The sequence below is a fragment of the Paenibacillus sp. FSL W8-0187 genome (assembly GCF_037969755.1).
Taxonomy (GTDB): Bacteria; Bacillota; Bacilli; order Paenibacillales; family Paenibacillaceae; genus Paenibacillus_AQ.
Genome location: NZ_CP150206.1, coordinates 4,573,806 through 4,589,305 on the forward strand (window position 1 = coordinate 4,573,806; position 15,500 = coordinate 4,589,305).

Consider the following 15,500-nt stretch of genomic DNA (forward strand, 5'->3'; position numbering starts at 1 on the left):
CTCTCGATTGACCTTATTTATATAGAGGACCGAAGTTCTGACAAGCGCGGAAATCGGCGCTCTCCGGATCGGTCGTTCCGAACATCCCCCATGCACGCGGGCGGAACACCTCTTCGGCAGGCACATTATGCATGTTGACCGGAATACGCAGAACTGAAGCCAGGGTGATCAGATCCGCTCCGATATGTCCGTAACTGATCACGCCATGGTTAGCCCCCCACTGATTCATGACCTCATAAACGCTTGAGAACGCACCCTGTCCCGTAAGGTTCGGTACAAACCAGGTTGTTGGCCATGTTGGGTCAGTACGCTTGTCGAGCGTGTCGTGCACCTCCGCCGGCAGGTCCACGGAATAGCCTTCGGCGATTTGCAGGACGGGACCAAGCCCTTTTACCAAGTTTAGACGGAACATCGTCATCGGCATGCCGCCGCGCGTCAAGTAGTCGGTTGAGTAACCGCCGCCTCGGAAATACTCCAGGTTAGCCGGTCTCCATTGCGTGGCCTTCAGCGTACGATCAACCTCTTCATCCGTGATCTCCCAGAACGGTTTCATGGCCGGTTTGCCGTCAATCTCCTGCTCGCCCGTTCCATCCAGTGCAGCCGAGCCGGAATTGATCAAATGCAGGATGCCGTTCTCCGCTTTGCCTTCAAGCTTATAGCCGGTCACCCGTTCCACCGAAGCCGGACTCCAGTACGTCCGTACATCCGCAAAAATCTGTGCCGTATTGGTTAACAGGTATCCGAACAGCATGCCGACTCCATTGAGGCTGTCATTCTCCGTTGCCACGATATAAGGCGAACGTCTGCCGTTCCAATCGAAGGAGGAATTGAGGATGGTCTCCAGAAAGTCACCGTTAGGGGAATGATCCGTCCACTGGCGCTGACCTTGGAATCCGGAAGCGATTGCGCTGTGGCCCTGAGCTTCCTCTTCGAAGCCAAGCTCCTTCAGACGCGGATTGCCGATCATCAAATCACGGGTGATCAGCGTCATTTTGACGACGGTTTCCCACTCCATATCCTTGCGCTCCCGGCTGTTCTGTAGATGATCCGGATTGTTATCCGCTCCTTCGGTACAGTTCTCCTTCACCCAAGCGAGCGCCTGCTTATACTCTTCAGGGTCATAAATGCCTTCTTCCAAGCGGCGCGTAAACTCGCTCATGTCCACATATTCATTCCGCATGCCCAGATACTCCTGGAAGAAGCTGTCGTCCACGATCGAGCCGGCGATGCCCATCGACACCGAGCCCATAGATAAATACGATTGTTCGCGCATATACGCAGCAGCCAAGCCGCTCCGTGCAAAACGCAGAAGCTTCTCTTGAACGTCATCCGGAATACGGGTATCCCCTTCATCCTGAACGTCTTCACCATAGATACCGAATGCAGGAAGCCCCTTCTGGGCATGGGCCGACAATACAGCGGCCAGGTAAACCGCCCCTGGACGTCCTGTTCCGTTGAAGCCCCATACCGCCTTCGGACGGGAAGGATCGGCATCCATCGTCTCGGTGCCGTAACACCAGCAAGGCGTAACGGTTATCGTCAGGCCGACCTCGGCATTCTTGAATTTTTTGGCGGCTGCAGTCGCTTCGGCAACACCACCAATGCACGTATCCGCAATCACGCATTCAACCGGCTCGCCGTTCGGATATTTGAGCTCCTTCGTCAACATCTCGGCGACAGCCTTAGCCAGATTCATGGTCTGTTCCTCGAGAGATTCCCGTACCCCTCTCCGTCTTCCATCTATCGTAGGGCGAATGCCGATTTTCGGAAATCCGTCCCGCCATCTGTAATCGTTTTCAATTGTCATGTGTGTTACGCCTCCCTATAAGGATTATGACATCATTGTAAGATTATTCGGTGCAAGAGATAACCCACTATTTTGTTATATCGAATCATAATTTCAGCAAGACAGTGAACCATTCCGAATAGCAGATGTAAACGATATCCGCATCGAAGGGCATTTTGCATTATAATAGGTAGAGGATGTTGCTTTCCAGGAGGGACAAGACCGTGCCAAAGATCGAAATCTCACATAGCAAAAGCGATCACTTCCGCTTCATCAAAAATCCGCAGCTGCTCTTTGCCGGGCAGGTTGTGGACGAGGACTTCTTTTATGGACCGCCGCAAATTCATGATTTCTGTGAAATCATCTATATAGTAGAAGGACGCGGAGAATTCACTATTGCAGGAAAAGTATACGAACTCCACAAAGGCGATGTTGCGATTTATAACCCCGGCATTCCTCACGAGGAGAGATCTATCACGGACGGGCCTTTTAAGGTGATCTACTGCGGCGTGGATTCGCTTCACATTGAAGGGGTTCCCCAGGGCATGCTGCTCCCGGCTTATGTGGAGCCGGTCATATCCTGTGAGAAATACGCCTATAAAGTGGAGAGCTATCTTTCCGAGATCCTCCGTGAATGCGATTCTCAGGTGCTGGGGTATGAAACACTGAGCACCAACCTGCTGATGTCATTGATTACCGTGATCTATCGCATTGTGGACGTGAAGCACCAATTCCAGTCCTTGAAAGGCAAGAACGAAATTGCGCTGCGGACCAAACATTTTATCGACACCAACTATACCCAGAGCATCAGTCTCAAGGACATTGCCGATACGATGTATGTCAGTCAGCATTATTTATCCCATCTGTTCAAAAAAGAAGTCGGCGATTCCCCCTTCAATTACTTGATATCCCGCCGGATTGAAGAGGCCAAGCGCCTGCTGGCAGATTCCGAAATGCCGATACATGAGGTTGCTTCTCAAGTGGGTTACGGCAACGATAAGTACTTCTCGATGTTATTCAAGAAAATTACCGGACAAACGCCGAGTTCGTTCCGGGAACAAAGTAAATTGGCCATGGAGTAAGGTATTCATAGTTGTAGACAGTTTAACGTGAATCCTCCTTTAAGCAGCCTAGTTCGGTACTCAACCGCACTATGGTTGTTTAATTTTTCATGAAAAATGGTTTTCCCTTGAGACATACTCGCTTTCTACGCTTCAAAAAGGCATGCAAAAAAGGCTCATTTCTCCTTATCCAAGTTGAATGAGCCTTTGAGAGTTTATCAAGTGTTGGTTACTTAAATGATTATCCAAAACTTTCTCTAGGATTTTTATAACACCAATCTGAGTCAAATGGTAGGGATTTTAATTGTTGCACGTCTTCCCAGCTGTAAACCCAATCATAATCCGCAACCCAAAAATAGTCGTCAGGATTTATTTTGAGATATTGATATATAAATCGAAATACCAACTCTTCGACGCCAAAAATATCTTCAATTGCTCCTACTTGGTATAGTTTATGATTGGAATCCAAACCCACATCCTCATAGTAAAAAAAATCAAGTTGTGGATTATCCAATGCATCTACATAAAGTATAAACGATTCATTATTTTCTCGTACTTTCTTATCATTAATATTCAACGTCGTAGAAAGCAATTGTCCATTACTGGCATAGTTTTTACTGTTATGAAAGTTCAGCATTACATCCGCATGGAAAGCAGAAATGATGGAATCAGCTAAAAGACGCTCCGGTGTATACTTTTTTTGGTTCATTAAGATAAAAGCAGAAGTCCCCATCCGATTATATAACCCCCTTCAAATCCTCTAATGAGTTAATGATCGTAACACCTTTAGATTTTATGGTTTCCAGCATGGCTTGTTGTTCGGGTCTTAAATTACTCAATGACTTATCAATATACAAAACAACCTTTTTATTCTCTGGATTAAAGAATAAATCATGAGTTGGATCCGTAAATTTATTAAATTGATCTACTTTTACTGCTTTAATGGATGCTTTGACTTCAATAATCGCATCTTTTGTTACAACATCTAAATCACCGGCAACTTGACCATCACTCCTCATCACTTTTTGCGCATACGCTTTTACTTCTACATCTGTTTTATTTCTTACAAAGTCCGCAACCTTAGCCTCAGTTGCTTTACCAACGTTTTTACTATTTAAGAATTGGTCAATATCTCGATTAATATTTTTAGGAGATTGATCAACCCAAGTAAGTTCATTTCCAGCTGGATTCGTATATTTCGTTTTATTTCCTTCCTTAACTACGTCTCCAATGGTCTCATCTTGTTCCGTCCCCTCATCGGCTTTATCCTTATTCGGTGGCGAATCGTCATCCGACTTCTTGGGACCGTCATCCGACTCCTTGGGCTCGTCATCCGGCTTCTTGGGATCGTCATCTGGCTTCTTGGGATCGTCCTGATGCTTACCCGGGCCGTCATTCTTCGGAGGTTTCGGTTTAACCGGGACGTCGGTATCCGGCTTCCGGGATCCGAGCTTATCCAGAAGCTTACGCACATAGCTGCGCCCTTTTTTACCAGCCCAGCTTAACGCTTTGCCGAATGGAATTCGGCTTAGTACAATGCCTATAGCGACAGAAAGCGCATTTTCGGGAGCCAACAGCTTCTTCGGATCGCGGATATAACCGGCAATCTCATGTCCGCTCCCGGCGATTCCCATCCCTGTCATTGCGATGCCAAAAGCCGGCCAGAATCCGACGAATAGCAGTGACAAGGCAAGAGCTCCAAGAAGGATCGCGCCCTGTTCATACCAATCCAGCCGATCCCACCAATCTTGCAGCGAGTCGAACATACAGGCAAAACATGCCGTTTCTCCACCGCTCGCATATGTCCCGATACCTGTGAACAGACCGGCCACGAGCAGAATTATAGCGAACCCGGTTAACGCCTGGCAAAGAGCTTTTACCCGAGCATCGATAGGTTCCTGTCTACTGGCTGCTTCTTCATTTCCATAAAGCAAATGAAATCCAAGCTCCCTGCGCTCCCGGTAAAATCCGAGCCAATAGACGAATTTTCCCCGGTCCAGACAAAAAGAGCGGGTCATATTCCACAGCTCGGTAAACGGATTAAGCAGCGGCTCGTTCGGCAGCGACGGTAGACGGTTTCGTATTTTGTTCAGCGACCAGTAGTCGGCAAAAATCGATGCGGCCAGCATCAGCAGGAAGGTCGGCTGAGTTTTATAACCGCTGCCGGTCCAATCATGAAGTTGGAGCACCCAACCCGGCAGCTGATGCTGACCGTTATATGCCGCGTGATCCAGGATGGCCCACAGCAATATGATTACCGGGAACAGAAAAACCCATTTCGTCAGTTTTGTCCGCAGCCGATAGGCTATTCCGCACGCAAGCGCGATCATGGCGGTATGCACAGGATGACCGATGGTCATCAGCGTCGGAAAGACACTTTCTTCGAAACGCCCAGGAAACAACGAGAACAAATCCCAATGGATCGTTTCGCCGCCCAGCCATGTAAAGCTGTAGCCGAACTTTTCCTCAAGCGGGCCGGAACTTAGCCATCTTCGGGAGAGCTCTTCCATCAGTTGGAAGCCAACGCCAGTCGCCGCGCCGATGAGCGTGTAATCGCTTAAACTCAAAGCGGAAGCTCGACGCGAGAACAACAGAAATATGCCTAGCGGAAGGAGCTTCCACAATTCTTCGAAAATTGGCGTGATCACGGCAATGGACCAGGTGTCAGATGTGCTTCCGCCGAAAAGCACGTGGAGAGCATTGACCGTAAGCGTCGTAAAAGGTACGACAAGAAAAACGCCCGCCAGAACAAACAGCACAATCTGCTTCCACGGTATCGTTTTGCTTCGGCATAGAAACCAAAATTGCAGGAGTACATAAAACGACCATAAATATTGAACCATCATGGTACGCGATTCTTTAACGAAAAACAAGCTTAAAACAAACAGGATTAGCGACAACCAGGAAAATATCGTATACGCCGTTTTAATAAATGGATATTTCTCAATCCAGGACCGGCCAGTTCGATAGATAGAGTCCAGGAAATCCCGAATTCCGGTTCGGATGGACCAGATCGAATTCATAACGGTCGCCTCCTTTGAAAGCGGCTTCGTGCGAGCAGGACGTCTCCCTGGATATCGGTCCGGCCACGAGTAATGATAAGAACTCATAAAACCATGGTCACCGATCGATCGCAGCGTAGTTTTTTTGAGTTTCTCCGCAAATTATCTATAGTCTGTTTTTTACAAGATATTAGTAGTATAGTCATTCTAGTAAAATGTGGCAAAAGGCGCTGGTCTCAAATCTGATGGATATTTTCAACAATATCCCGTGAAACGAAGTTTGATTATCAAGGGTGGCTTACTTTTGTTGACCATGAAAAATCCCCTCCAAGTAAACGGATGTGCTCTTTCTTCGCACTGTCTACTTGAAAGGGATTATGTCCATTGTACGGCTGCCTGATTTTTTAAATATGGACGGCATCCGTCTTCTATGTCGTCAAAAGTATGGGGAATGCTTGATTTTGATGGGACCGACCGCTTCGATCTTGCTCTGGCATCCCAGACGATATCCTTCTTCGATCTCCTCAGGATCCAAGCGTTGTTCTTCGGCCAGATTGGGCTCGGACAAATACTCGATTCCCTCCGCCACCATGCAGCGGCAGCGCGCACAAGTTCCTCTTTTGCAAAAAGAGTTCCAGTCCACGTCATTCCGTTCGGCCAGATCAAGCACCGTCATGCCAAGAACAGGCGCCACACTGCGGCGAACCTCGCGACCTGATAGTTCAATGATCCGATCCGGTACGGCTTCGATCATCTCTTCCGGGATGGGCGAGTTGTTGGCTTCGCTATTCCTGCCCTTTTTGTTTTTCCAGAATTTAAACACGCGCGTTATCCCCCTATGCATGTAATCATCAGGTTATGTATAAAATCCTTCATTTATTATACCGGAAAGTTTAAAAAATCAACATGCTTACTCTTATCTATTCTATGACATTGACATCATGGAATTGGAACTCTATGAAAATTTTGCTATACTAGCGTATGCTAGACCTAATTCCATATTCTATGAAATCATTCTATTATTTAATGGATCGGAGGAAATACCAAAGCATGCTGCATAAACAAATAGGAAAAACAGCTGTCGCTGCCGTTCTTGCCTTATCCTTGCTCGGCACCGCACCCCATGTTGGTCAGGTATATGCTGAGCCTGCCATATCGGTAAAGCTGGATGATGTTACGCTAACCTTCGATGCGGCTCCGCGGGTAGACAAAGGGGTCACCTACGTTCCATTCCGGACGGTCGGTGAAGCGCTGGGCATTCAAATCACTTGGAATAGCAAGACGCAAACCGTAAAGGCCATCGGCAGTGTGAAAGGCCAATCGACTGAAGTGTTACTTCAGGTGGGAAGCACGACAGCAACGGTCAATGGAAAACAAGTGAAGCTTGCGGCCCCGCCGGTTCAACGGGAAGGCCGTGTACTGATCCCGCTTAGCTCGTTCAGCAGCCAATTCGGTGTCGATGTGGGCTGGAATCAGGCAACTCGCACGGTCTCCCTTGTATCGCCGCAGCGCGAGATGCATTTGAGAGCCTTCTATGCATTGCAATCTTTCCAAGAACGGGATCTTGTTGCATCTATGAATTCAGTCGCCTTTGGATGGAGCCGCATCGATCGTGAGGGTCAGTTCACGCTTCAAGGCGACGAGTACCGCCTGCCCGCTGCGGCCGGTGACGTTACGCCGCAATCGATGGTAGCAGATGCTGCGGACCAGAAGATTAAACCATACCTCATGGTCTACGCCTTGGATGGAAACGGCGAATTAACCAAAGTACTGAGCGATAGCAGCCTGCGCCAAAAGTCCATTGAAGGCATCACAGCCGCGGTAACGGAGAACGGCTTCGGCGGCGTTGTACTTGATTTTGAAGGGCTCGGTTTTAAACTGGATGTCGTAAACCAGCAGAAGCTGCTCAATGATTATGTCAAGCAATTAAAGGCAGCATTGCCGCATGACATTGCTCTGTCCTTAGCGGTGCCGCCATTGAACAGCGCCTATAAAGGCTATGATTACAAAACGCTTGCTTCCATCGCCGATGATCTCATCGTTATGGCTTATCAGTACAATCCGGTCGGAACCAAATCTCAGGTTCCCGAACCAAACAGTCTGGTGGACCAAGCGATCCAGTTGGCACTCCAAGCAGGTGTCCCGAAGCAGAAGCTTTTGCTCGGCATCAGCTTAAGCAGCGAAACAGCCACTTCCGTAGACGATAAGCTCGGTTTGGCCAAACGCTATGATCTGAAAGGCGCTGCTTTCTGGCGTCTTGGCCTGTTCCGTCTCTATAATAACGGGATGGAAGCAGCTGTGAATGCCTCTGTTGTTAAGGAGTAACCGAACAACCCCTGTGGGATTGACAGACTTATAGTAAGAAAAACTTCTATCGACGCTACTTTCACAGATGACAGACCACAGTTAGTAGACGTTTTTCTTGCGATATCAGGAAGTCACAAGCTTCGAAGTTTATACTTTCTGATATCTAAAAAAAAGAAAGCCTGACAAGGACAACCCTTTGTCAGGCTTTCTGGTTATGTATTGAACCCTAAACTGCAATGTAATCCAATTAGCTTGCGCTTCCTACCAGCCTCGCATAATTTTCTTGACTCAACACACGACGTGCCGTGACATAACGTGGCTCGTAATATGAATCGCTAAGCTTGCTGATTCTGACTCCCTTGCTGCTGGAAGCATGCGCAAATTGTCCGTCACCAATGTAAACGCCTGCATGAGAAATTCCGCTGCCGCTTGTATTGAAGAATACCAAATCTCCAACCCGCAGATCTTCGCGATCCACATGTTCACCGGCTTGAGCCTGGCTTTGGGAAGTGCGTGGAAGATCCATATCGAAATTTCTAAACATGTACAGAATAAATCCGGAGCAATCAAACCCGCTAGTGGTCGTTCCGCCCCATTTGTATGGCGTTCCTACCAATTGCTTCACTTGATACTGAAAATTCGGTTGTTGATCAGCAAATGCTGATACGGCACCAGAAGAAAAAATAATTGCAGACCCTAGCAAAGTGATGACAAACTTCTTCAAAATATGTTCTCTCCTTCGATGCCTACGGAGTTAGCTAAGGGTTCGGTTGAAGGTTCCCTATACTCTCTATACAAGAGTAATTCACCCAAGACGGTTCCCCCGTTTTCAAACGAAATTCGGCAAAATTCATTAACGTTTTGTAACCTTCTCTTAATATAGTATACAAGCAAGGATGCTGTCAATCATATCCTAAAAATCTATCGTTTTATGTTTGGAGCTGTCGTAAAGATGGTTAATTCCGGCCGACTATTTGTTAACCATCTCACACAGTCATGACAATTATGTAACTCTGCTTTCCTTCTCAAATTGCTTGTTACTCTCTTATTCTGTTCTCTTAAGCTGTTAATCTTTTATCTTTTGAACTTGGGAGTTTTAGCCACCCAGCGGAGGTTTGAGGATAGCCGATCCTTTGGGAGTCCGTTTCTACCCTACCTATTCATTCCGGAAACGGACGGACAACAGAGCGGATAGCATCAAACCGGAGCGCCCTATGAGTCAAATCACGATGGCTGAAGCTTTGGCAGTCCGGGCAGCAATCAACCGTCTCATGAATCAATTGATGTCGGAACGCTTGAACAACAGCAGCACAATCATTGAAAAAGGGGAAACGGCGGAATATCCTGCACGCAGTGTGGATGCCATTACGGAAGAAATCGAGGCCGCCGCTGCGGATTACAGAAAGCTGGATTTGCTGATGGCAATCTCCAATACAACGCAAACCATTAGCTGGAACGGCTCCGACATGACCATCATGGAAGCGATCGAGCTGGCCCAACAGATCCGCAGCGATATCGGACAACTTGCTCATCTCGGCTCCCGCAAGAAGCTGGAGCGGCAGAGCAGCCGTGGTAGCGGAGATGGTGCCGTAACGCTGTTCAACGTCGCTTTATATGATCCGGAATCTTATCAGGCGCAAGCGCGCAAGAAGGAACGCGAAGTAACCAAGCTTTCTTCACTGATTGAACATGCCAATCATACGTCCATGATTACGTTTGACGCATCCAAGTACATGGAATAGCGGCAGCCGCCGGCTCCAAGCCTGCAGGTCATCCCACGTGCGGGTTTGGAGCCGGCGGTTTCCGCCGGCATCGCGGGAAAGTGTGAGCAACCGCTTATTGTTTGTCGGATACAAACAAACCTAACCAGGAAACCAAAAATCGCCTTCAGTGAAAACGGATGACGGCTTACGGTTCACGCCTATCACTTGTCACATGTTACGGACTTATAATGAAAAAAATGATCGCTCCGTTTCCCGCTCTCTATGAATAAGTGGAAAGCCGCCCCCTGAAGGGCGGCTTTTGTCTAATTCGCTTAAGCTCGGTTAACATGAAACTACGTCGCCGATCCGAACGCTTTTTATCTAACCTCTATTCCATCCTTTATCCTATCCGTAACGTTCTCTTTACACCTATTTTACACCTATGCTACTGGAACAAGGCCGCAGCTCCAACCAGACCAACATCGTCCCGAAGTCCTGCAGGAACGATCTCGTACGTGCCTAAATAGGATGGCATGACCAGCTTATCTGTCATTTCCCGCAGCTGTGGGAATAAAAGATCGCCTGCTCTGCTTACTCCCCCTCCAATCACGATGCGATCGGGGTTGAAGCTGTGAATGACGTTAACCAGTCCTAGCGCCATATAGTAGATGGCTCGATCGATGACCTCTACTGCGACGGGATCATGAAGACGTTTTGCCTCAAACACATGCTTGGCGTTCACTCCCGCCTCGGCTGCGGCCAGTTCAGAAATTACGCTGGGCTGGGTGAGCATCCGCTCGGATGCTGCCTGGCCGATGGCCGTTCCTGAAGCAAATACCTCCCAGCAGCCGTGGCTCCCGCAATTGCACTGCGGACCGTTCGGATCAATGATATGATGTCCCAGTTCCCCAGCAAATGAACTGCTGCCCAGGAACAGCTTCCCATCCAGCACGATCCCTGAGCCGATGCCGGTGCTTAGCGTCACGTACACCATGTTCGTCGACCCTCTTCCGGCACCTCTTACATACTCTCCCCATGCGGCTGCATTGGCATCATTCAGCACCTGTACTTCCGTATGCAGATCACGTTCCATCCAGGCTTTGAGGGGGACATTCGTCCATTCCGGCAGATTCGTACCATGAATGACAATCCCCTCCCTACTGTTAACTGTTCCGGGTGAAGCCATCCCTACGCCTCGAAGAGGGTGGCCGTCCGACACGCTGCGGATCATGTTCGTAATTCTCGCGACCACTTCTTCAGCCGTACGCGCACCCGCTGTCTCCATTTGCTCCCGGTTCAGCAGCTGTCCTTCGGAATCAAAGAGCGCTGCCGCGATCTTCGTACCCCCAAGGTCAACGCCAACCACAAATTCTTGCTGTTTATTCCATACGGTTTGCAATTTTTGTTCACCTGTTTCCGATAGGTTTGCTACTTCTATTGATGTATGCTCTCAGCCAGCGATCGCAGCTCGACCGGATCGATGGGCTTCAGCCCTGATCGACCGTACCGAACAGCTGAGCCGAAATGGACCTCGCTCACACCGGTCCGGTCGATAAAATCGTGTATGATTTCCCACTTCAGACCATTGCCGGCCAATATTTTAAGTTCACTGCCTGCCGTTTGTTCTACAAGCTCCCGAATTCTCGGGATGGCCTGCGGTGCAGGCTGCGGCCCTCCTGACGTTAGGACACGGGTAACCGACGGGTATTTCTGCAATGTACGCAGTCCTTCGAACTGATCCTCCAGTTCATCAAAAGCCCGGTGGAACGTCACTTGCATATCTCCTGTCCATTCCAGCATTTTGACCAAGGAGTCCTCGTCAATCTTCCCTTCCGGAGTCAGCATGCCAAGCACAACGCCAGCTGCACCTGCCTTGCGGATCGCCTTAACCTCCGCCATCATGGTAGCTATATCATGTTCGTTGTACACAAAGGATCTGCTATGAGGTCTGACCATGACATGTACAGGAATCTGAACGGCTTTCACAACCTCTTCAACAAGCCCGATTCCCGGCGTAAGCCCGCCTTCGGTTATCGCTGTGATCAATTCCAGACGGTCCGCGCCATTCTTCTCTGCTGTGATGGCATCATCCACGCATGTTGCGATTATTTCAAGCAGCATCGTCGTCACTCCTTACTGAAGTTGATTCTTTATGCATGGAGAAACTGCTTCTCCACATAATCGGCGAGCAATCTTGCACCATAGCCGGTAGCCCCCGCTGCGGAGTGGGGGAATTCCCTTTTATACTGGACCGTGCCCGCCATATCGATGTGCACCCATTTCATGGAATCCGCCACAAAATGACGGATAAACAGCGCAGCCGTTATAGCGCCTGCCAAAGTTGACGTACCCACATTTTTCAGATCGGCATAATCGCTTCTGAGATCCGATTCGTACTCGTCCATCAGCGGCATAGGCCATAGGCGCTCTCCGTTACGCTCACCGATCTCAACCAAATCGGCCGTAATCTGTTGATCGCCCCAGATGCCCGCAATCTCCAAGCCCAGTGCGGCTCCGACATTACCGGTAAGGGTTGCGATATCAATCACCTTATCTGCGCCAAGTTTCGCTGCATGCAGCAGCGCATCCGCAATGATCAATCTCCCCTCCCCATCCGTATTCGCTACCTGAACGCTTAAACCATTCGGATAATGAACAACGGAAGAAGGAAGCATTGCATCCGGTCCCGATAAATTATCCGCAACGGCTATAAGAGCCGTTACGCGTACCGGAGCTTTTTGCGATACCAGAATATCCATGGCACCCACGACGGCTGCAGCGCCTCCCATATCCATACGAGCATCGCTGATGTCTCGGCCGATTTTGACGTTCATCCCGCCCATATCAAAGGTTACGCCTTTGCCAATGAGCACAATATGAGGACTTTCCTTCTCGGAATCCACCCCATTATAGGAAATCTCAATCATGGCAGGCTCGTATTTGCTGCCAGCACCCACAGCGATCAGACCGTTCATCTGCCGATCATGGAGCTCTTGTCCGCGATACGCATGAAGCTGAACGGGTGCCTTCTTGAAACGATCCTCGACAACCGCAACAAACGCCTCCGGATTTAGCGTTTCCGGTGATTCATTCACCAGGTCTCGGGTGAGCTGTGTCCCTACGATTCGGATTTCTGCCGTCTGGATGATGGCTTCCATCTCTTCACGGGAAAGCCCCTGCCAATCTTCCTGTCGAAGATTTAGGGACAGAACTTGCAGATTGGCCGTAACTCCACGATGCTTATTGAATTGATACAATCCATACATCCAGCCTTCAACCCACGCCTGGAGTTCTTCCTCTATAGATATCCGGGAAGCAGCCCCACCATCACGGGCTGAAGCTCGGATCAGTACTGCGCTTGATTTGTTTTCCTTGAGCAGTGCTCTCGCAGCGGATGCGCCTGTTCTGCGCATTTGCTCCAACGTAAGATTCGAGCGTTGCCCCATTCCAACTACGAGATCGTCCGCTTCTTGATCAGAGCGGCCATAGAACCAAGTCAGCTTCATGCTATGCTTTCGAGATTCCGTTAAACGAAAATGAGACTCCTCGCCCTCATAAACCACATAAATCGAAGTATCTGCCAATGAAGCTTCATCTATTGTGATATTCATATCGAGGCCTTCCCTCCTATATAAGAGAATCAACGCTGTTAAGCATTTTTCATGATTTCTTCGTCATATAAATGGCATGCCACCTGATGGCCCGGCTCCACCTCACGATAAACCGGCGTAATCTGCTTGCACACTTCCATACAGGATGGACAGCGTGTATGGAAGCGGCAGCCTGTCGGCGGATTCACCGGACTCGGCAGATCTCCCTTCAGAATGATCCGTTCCTTCTTCTGCTTCGGATCCGGAACAGGTACCGAGGACAGCAGGGCTTGAGTATAAGGGTGCAGTGGGCGGTCGTACAGCGTATCTTTATCGGCCGTCTCCACGAGCGCGCCCAGATACATGACACCAATCCGATCACTGATATGCTCAACCACGCTGAGATCATGGGAGATGAACAGATAAGTCAGGCCGTACTCCTCCTGAAGATCCTGCAGCAGGTTCAACACCTGCGATTGGATGGAAACATCCAGTGCAGATACTGGTTCGTCGGCTACGATCAGATTCGGACGCACGGACAGCGCTCTGGCAATGCCGATCCGCTGCCGCTGACCGCCGCTGAACTCATGGGCAAAGCGTTCGGCGTGGAAGCTGTTCAATCCGACCGTTTCCAGCAGCTCGCAAGCCAGTTTGTCCCGCTCTTTGGTGCTCAGCTTGGTATGAATGAGCAAGGGTTCTGCGACCAGTTCTTTGACCTTCATTCTTGGATTTAGGGAAGCGTATGGATCCTGGAAGACCATCTGCATGTCTTTGCGCAGCGGGCGCATCTGATTCTCATTGTATCCGCTAATATCCGTTCCGTTAAACAGGACCTCGCCGCTATTTGGCGCCAGCAGACGGGTCACCAAGCGGCCTGTCGTCGATTTGCCGCAGCCGCTTTCGCCAACCAGACTGAAGGTCTCGCCCTTATGGATCGCGAAGGAGATTCCATCCACGGCACGAAGCTGCTTGGACGTACCGAAGAATCCTTTTTTCACCGTGAACGATTTCTGCAAATTCTTTACTTCTAATAGAGGTGTTTCTTTCATGCGGTTTCTCCTCCCTTCGAGTGACCTTCCTGTGTCAGCCAGCAGCGGCTCTTGCGATGTTCTTCATGTGCGACAGGGAGAAGCTCCGGCTCCTGGGAGAGGCACTGCTCCATTACGAACGGACACCGTGGGGCAAACTTGCAGCCTTTCGGCATGTTCCGCAGATCCGGCACATTCCCTGGAATGGATTCCAAACGGCGCACCTTTTGTCTAAGCTTGGGCACTGAATGAATGAGTCCTTTGGTGTACGGATGCTGAGGGTTCTCGAACAGCTCTTCAACCGTCGCCTCTTCCACGACTCTGCCTGCGTACATGACAACCACCCGGTCGCACATTTCGGCCACGACGCCAAGATCATGGGTAATAAGCAGCATGCCCATTTCCTGCTCGGTCTTCAGTCGATTCATCAGATCCAAGATCTGAGCCTGAATCGTGACGTCAAGGGCGGTGGTCGGCTCGTCGGCAATCAGCAGCTTCGGATTGCAGGACATCGCCATCGCAATCATGACCCGCTGTCGCATACCGCCGGACAATTGGTGCGGATAGTCATCCACAACTTCATCAGCCCGCGGAATACCCACGAGTTTGAGCGAGTCGATGGCATGCTGCCGCGCTTTCTTTCGGCTATAGCCCAAGTGGAGCATGATGGATTCCTCCAGCTGTTTCCCGATACGAAGGACGGGATTCAGCGATGTCATCGGCTCTTGGAAGATCATGGCCAGCTCGTTTCCACGATAGCGGCGCATTTCTTTTTCCGACATTTGTACGAGATCCTTACCCTCAAAGCTTACCGAGCCCCCGGATATTCTGCCGGGCGTATCTTTAAGGAGCCTCATGATGGACAGGGAGGTCACGCTTTTGCCGCATCCGGATTCACCCACGAGTCCAAGCACTTCGCCTTTATTGATGTGAAAATCGACCCCTGCTACGGCAAGCACCGATGAGCCATCGCGTTTGAACTCGGTTTTGAGGCCTTTTACTTCAAGCAATGTTTGCGTCACG

13 protein-coding genes and 1 riboswitch are annotated in these 15,500 nt (G+C 49.6%); of the genes, 3 read left to right on the plus strand and 10 right to left on the minus strand.

Annotation, left to right across the window (positions count from 1 at the left end):
* Positions 1-13: 13 nt before the first annotated feature.
* Entirely contained in the window at positions 14-1,807 is a 1,794-nt protein-coding gene (locus MKY48_RS20465; RefSeq protein ID WP_339290614.1) for an L-fucose isomerase, read from the minus strand.
* A gap of 203 nt (positions 1,808-2,010) precedes the next feature.
* Here MKY48_RS20465 and MKY48_RS20470 point away from each other — a divergent pair, with 203 nt between their 5' ends.
* Positions 2,011-2,868 (plus strand): AraC family transcriptional regulator, encoded by an 858-nt coding sequence (locus tag MKY48_RS20470; protein WP_339290616.1) that lies wholly within the window; start codon positions 2,011-2,013, stop codon positions 2,866-2,868.
* Between the two features lie 220 nt (positions 2,869-3,088).
* Here the strand turns inward: MKY48_RS20470 and MKY48_RS20475 are convergent, their stop codons facing one another.
* The 3 genes from MKY48_RS20475 to MKY48_RS20485 form a co-directional block, all read right to left on the minus strand.
* Positions 3,089-3,580: a hypothetical protein gene (locus MKY48_RS20475; protein ID WP_339290618.1), complete on the minus strand. Its 492-nt coding sequence runs from the start codon at positions 3,578-3,580 to the stop codon at positions 3,089-3,091.
* Positions 3,581-3,584: 4 nt separating this feature from the next.
* Positions 3,585-5,870, minus strand: coding sequence for a PrsW family glutamic-type intramembrane protease (locus MKY48_RS20480; protein WP_339290620.1), 2,286 nt, complete (start codon positions 5,868-5,870; stop codon positions 3,585-3,587).
* Between the two features lie 415 nt (positions 5,871-6,285).
* Entirely contained in the window at positions 6,286-6,672 is a 387-nt protein-coding gene (locus MKY48_RS20485; protein WP_339290622.1) for a 2Fe-2S iron-sulfur cluster-binding protein, read from the minus strand.
* A 227-nt stretch (positions 6,673-6,899) separates the two neighbouring features.
* Here MKY48_RS20485 and MKY48_RS20490 point away from each other — a divergent pair, with 227 nt between their 5' ends.
* On the plus strand, positions 6,900-8,174 hold the full coding sequence (locus MKY48_RS20490) for a stalk domain-containing protein (RefSeq protein WP_339265924.1): 1,275 nt from the start codon (positions 6,900-6,902) through the stop codon (positions 8,172-8,174).
* A 229-nt stretch (positions 8,175-8,403) separates the two neighbouring features.
* Here the strand turns inward: MKY48_RS20490 and MKY48_RS20495 are convergent, their stop codons facing one another.
* Positions 8,404-8,880 carry a C40 family peptidase gene (locus MKY48_RS20495; protein WP_076321999.1) on the minus strand — a complete coding sequence of 159 codons (477 nt, stop codon included), beginning with the start codon at positions 8,878-8,880 and terminating at the stop codon, positions 8,404-8,406.
* Between the two features lie 3 nt (positions 8,881-8,883).
* A riboswitch (cyclic di-AMP (ydaO/yuaA leader) is annotated at positions 8,884-9,012 on the minus strand.
* Between the two features lie 358 nt (positions 9,013-9,370).
* Here MKY48_RS20495 and MKY48_RS20500 point away from each other — a divergent pair.
* Positions 9,371-9,898: a hypothetical protein gene (locus tag MKY48_RS20500; RefSeq protein ID WP_339290625.1), complete on the plus strand. Its 528-nt coding sequence runs from the start codon at positions 9,371-9,373 to the stop codon at positions 9,896-9,898.
* Between the two features lie 406 nt (positions 9,899-10,304).
* On the opposite strand, the gene MKY48_RS20505 is transcribed toward MKY48_RS20500, so the two are convergent.
* From MKY48_RS20505 to MKY48_RS20525, 5 genes are read right to left on the minus strand one after another with little or no spacing between them, the layout of a single operon-like run.
* Positions 10,305-11,258 carry an ROK family protein gene (locus MKY48_RS20505; protein ID WP_339290627.1) on the minus strand — a complete coding sequence of 318 codons (954 nt, stop codon included), beginning with the start codon at positions 11,256-11,258 and terminating at the stop codon, positions 10,305-10,307.
* A gap of 35 nt (positions 11,259-11,293) precedes the next feature.
* Complete coding sequence (locus tag MKY48_RS20510; protein ID WP_339290629.1) at positions 11,294-11,980, minus strand: copper homeostasis protein CutC; 687 nt, start codon at positions 11,978-11,980, stop codon at positions 11,294-11,296.
* A 29-nt stretch (positions 11,981-12,009) separates the two neighbouring features.
* Positions 12,010-13,470, minus strand: a complete 1,461-nt coding sequence (locus MKY48_RS20515) for a leucyl aminopeptidase family protein (RefSeq protein ID WP_339290631.1) — start codon at positions 13,468-13,470, stop codon at positions 12,010-12,012.
* Between the two features lie 38 nt (positions 13,471-13,508).
* The gene (locus MKY48_RS20520) at positions 13,509-14,498 is read right to left on the minus strand and encodes a dipeptide ABC transporter ATP-binding protein (protein WP_076322004.1); all 990 of its coding nucleotides are present in this window, start codon (positions 14,496-14,498) and stop codon (positions 13,509-13,511) included.
* Positions 14,495-15,499: an ABC transporter ATP-binding protein gene (locus MKY48_RS20525; RefSeq protein ID WP_076322005.1), complete on the minus strand. Its 1,005-nt coding sequence runs from the start codon at positions 15,497-15,499 to the stop codon at positions 14,495-14,497. The genes MKY48_RS20520 and MKY48_RS20525 overlap by 4 nt, the downstream gene beginning before the upstream one ends.
* Position 15,500: the final 1 nt, after the last annotated feature.